This is a genomic window from Oceanicola sp. S124 (genome assembly GCF_000220565.1).
GTDB lineage: Bacteria > Pseudomonadota > Alphaproteobacteria > Rhodobacterales > Rhodobacteraceae > Pseudooceanicola.
The window spans coordinates 1-2,820 of record NZ_AFPM01000007.1 but is presented as its reverse complement, the minus strand read 5'-3'; the positions used below and the strand labels follow the sequence as shown (position 1 = coordinate 2,820).

2 protein-coding genes are annotated in these 2,820 nt (G+C 66.2%); both read left to right on the top strand.

What is annotated here, in order from left to right; all coding sequences use genetic code 11:
* Positions 1 to 94 precede the first annotated feature (94 nt).
* Positions 95 to 1,375 carry an urea ABC transporter substrate-binding protein gene (gene urtA / locus OS124_RS0100385; protein WP_010137257.1) on the top strand — a complete coding sequence of 427 codons (1,281 nt, stop codon included), beginning with the start codon at positions 95 to 97 and terminating at the stop codon, positions 1,373 to 1,375.
* 133 nt (positions 1,376 to 1,508) lie between these two features.
* The coding region (locus tag OS124_RS0100380; protein WP_010137256.1) for an ABC transporter permease subunit at positions 1,509 to 2,820 on the top strand (1,312 nt) is incomplete at its 3' end.

Sequence of the window (2,820 nt, the reverse complement as noted above, 5' to 3'; positions counted from 1 at the left end):
AAGCTGCTCGGGGAGATATAGGGAGGTTTCGCGACGGTTTCCACCGTCGTCGCATCTTCGTGCCCCGGCAGCGCCAATAGGGGATGAACCATCCATGTCGCATTACATCAAGTCGATGATCGGTGCCGCCGCAGGCGCGCTGATGATCACCGGCGCGGCCCAGGCGCAGGACACCATCAAGGTCGGCGTGCTGCATTCGCTGTCCGGCACCATGGCAATTTCCGAAACCACCCTCAAAGACACCATGCTGATGCTGATCGAAGAGCAGAACGCCAAGGGCGGCCTGCTGGGAAAGCAGCTTGAGGCCGTGGTCGTCGACCCCGCTTCGGACTGGCCGCTCTTCGCCGAGAAGGCCCGCGAGCTGCTGACCGTCTCCGAGGTCGACGTCATGTTCGGGTGCTGGACCTCGGTGTCGCGCAAGTCCGTGCTGCCGGTCATCGAAGAGCTGAACGGCCTGCTGTTCTACCCGGTGCAATACGAGGGCGAAGAGTCCTCTTACAACGTCTTCTATACCGGCGCGGCGCCGAACCAGCAGGCGATCCCGGCCACCGACTACTTCCTGGACGAGCTGGGCGTCGAGAAGTTCGCCCTGCTGGGCACCGACTACGTCTACCCCCGCACCACCAACAACATCCTCGAGTCCTACCTGAAGTCCAAGGGCGTCGCCGAAGAGGACATCTTCGTCAACTATACCCCCTTCGGTCACTCCGACTGGTCCAAGATCGTCTCGGACGTCGTGGCCCTGGGCGCCGACGGCAAGAAGGTCGGCGTGATCTCGACGATCAACGGCGATGCCAACATCGGCTTCTACAAAGAACTGGCCGCCGCCGGCATCTCGGCCGACGACATCCCCGTCGTGGCCTTCTCGGTGGGTGAAGAGGAACTCTCCGGTCTCGACACCTCGAACCTTGTCGGCCACCTGGCTGCCTGGAACTACTTCCAGTCCGCCGATACCGAAGCCAACGCCGAATTCGTCGCCAAGTGGAAGGAATTCGCCGGGGCCGACCGCGTGACCAACGACCCGATGGAAGCCCATTACATCGGCTTCAACATGTGGGTGAACGCGGTCGAAGAGGCCGGCACCACCGATGTCGACACCGTCATCGGCGCCATGGTCGGCCAGACCTTCCCGAACCTGACCGGCGGCACCGCCGAGATGCTGCCGAACCACCACCTCTCCAAGCCCGTCCTCATCGGCGAGATCCAGGAAGATGGCCAGTTCGACATCATCTCGGAAACCGATCCGGTCCCCGGTGACGCCTGGACCGACTTCCTGCCGGAATCGGCTGTCCTGAAGTCCGACTGGCCGGGCCTCGACTGCGGCATGTACAACACCGAGACCGAGACCTGCGTGCAGCGCGGCTCGAACTACTGATCCGGTGACACCTTGTCCGGGCGCCGCGTGGTGCCCGGACCCTGACGGGCGGGATGGCCTCTTCTCCTCCCATTCCCCATCCCGCCCGTTCCCGTATCCGCCCGACCTTTCCGCAGCCTGCCGCAGGACCGAAATGCTCAATCGCCTTCTTCCGGCTGTCGCCATGGCGCTCTGCCTGCTTGCCCCCGCCACCCCCGGCGCGGCGCAGGAGACCATCCAGCCGATCCTTCAGGAGCAGTCCGCGCTGATCCTGGAAAGCTCGCGTCGCACCATCCAGCCCGCCATTGACGCCATCGCCGCTTCGGGGCTGCCCCAGGCCACCGAGGTGCTGGAAACCTGGGCTGCCCGCGACATGTGGCAGCGCGTCGAGGATGGGGCCTTCTTCCGCGCCGAGCGCAACGAGGACCGCAGCTACACGCTGCACGATTTCGACACCGGCGAAAGCTTCGGCCCCTATGACAAGGACGCACTGGAACAGCTCAAGCCGAACTCGGGCATCCAGGCGCTGATCGGCGCGGCGCTGGTGCGCTTCCAGCTCTCCGATCCCGATCCGGCGACCCGCGCCGGGGCGCTCGACAATATCGACCGCAATGGCGAGGCCAGCCACATGGAGCCGCTCGCCGCGTCCATCGCGACCGAGACCGACCCGGACCTGAAGGCGCGCAAGGAACGGCTGCTGACCCTGCTGACGATCCGCTTCGCCAGAGACAAGGCGGCACGCATCGCCGCCATCGAAAGCGTCGCGGGCAATCTCGACGTCGCGGTGCGCGCCACGCTCAACCCGCTGGTCGCCACCACCCTCGGCGCCGGCACCGCGCTGCCCGAGGGCCGCAACATCGCCGCCGAGCTGCGCCCGGGCAGCGAGGCGCTGCCCCGCCTGCAGGCCTACGAGCTGCTGGTCAGCGAGGGGCTGGCCCCCAAGCTGGTCACCTCGGCCGCCTTGCGCGGGATGCTGGCCGAGCATCTCTCCGAGGGCCGCGTCGCCGGCGTGCCCGTCGGACGCCTCTCCGATCCGGCGGCCCGGCGCGAGGCCTTCGCGGGGCTGGTCGAGGCGGGTCTGGTCGAACCTGCGGCCACCGAAGAGGATATCGACGCCTCTCTGGCGGCCCATGTCTTCTACCAGACCTATGCCGAAGCCGATGCCGATGTGACCGCCGCCGCCGAAGAGGCGCTGACCTCCATCGACCTCAAGGTCGGGGTGCACCAGTTCCTCGACCTCGGGCTGGATGCGCTCTCGCTCGGCTCGATCTACTTCCTTGCAGCCATCGGCCTGGCCATCACCTTCGGGGTGATGGGGGTGATCAACATGGCCCATGGCGAGTTCATCATGATGGGCGCCTACACCGGCTACGTGCTGCAACAGGTGATCCCCGACTACACGGTGTCGATCCTGCTGGCGATCCCGCTGGCCTTCGCGGTGACCTTCGCCGCCGGGGTGGCGATGG

Excerpts from the sequence above, each read along its gene's own strand:
- urtA (WP_010137257.1), top strand. The coding sequence starts at position 95 with ATGTCGCATTACATCAAGTCGATGATCGGTGCCGCCGCAGGCGCGCTG.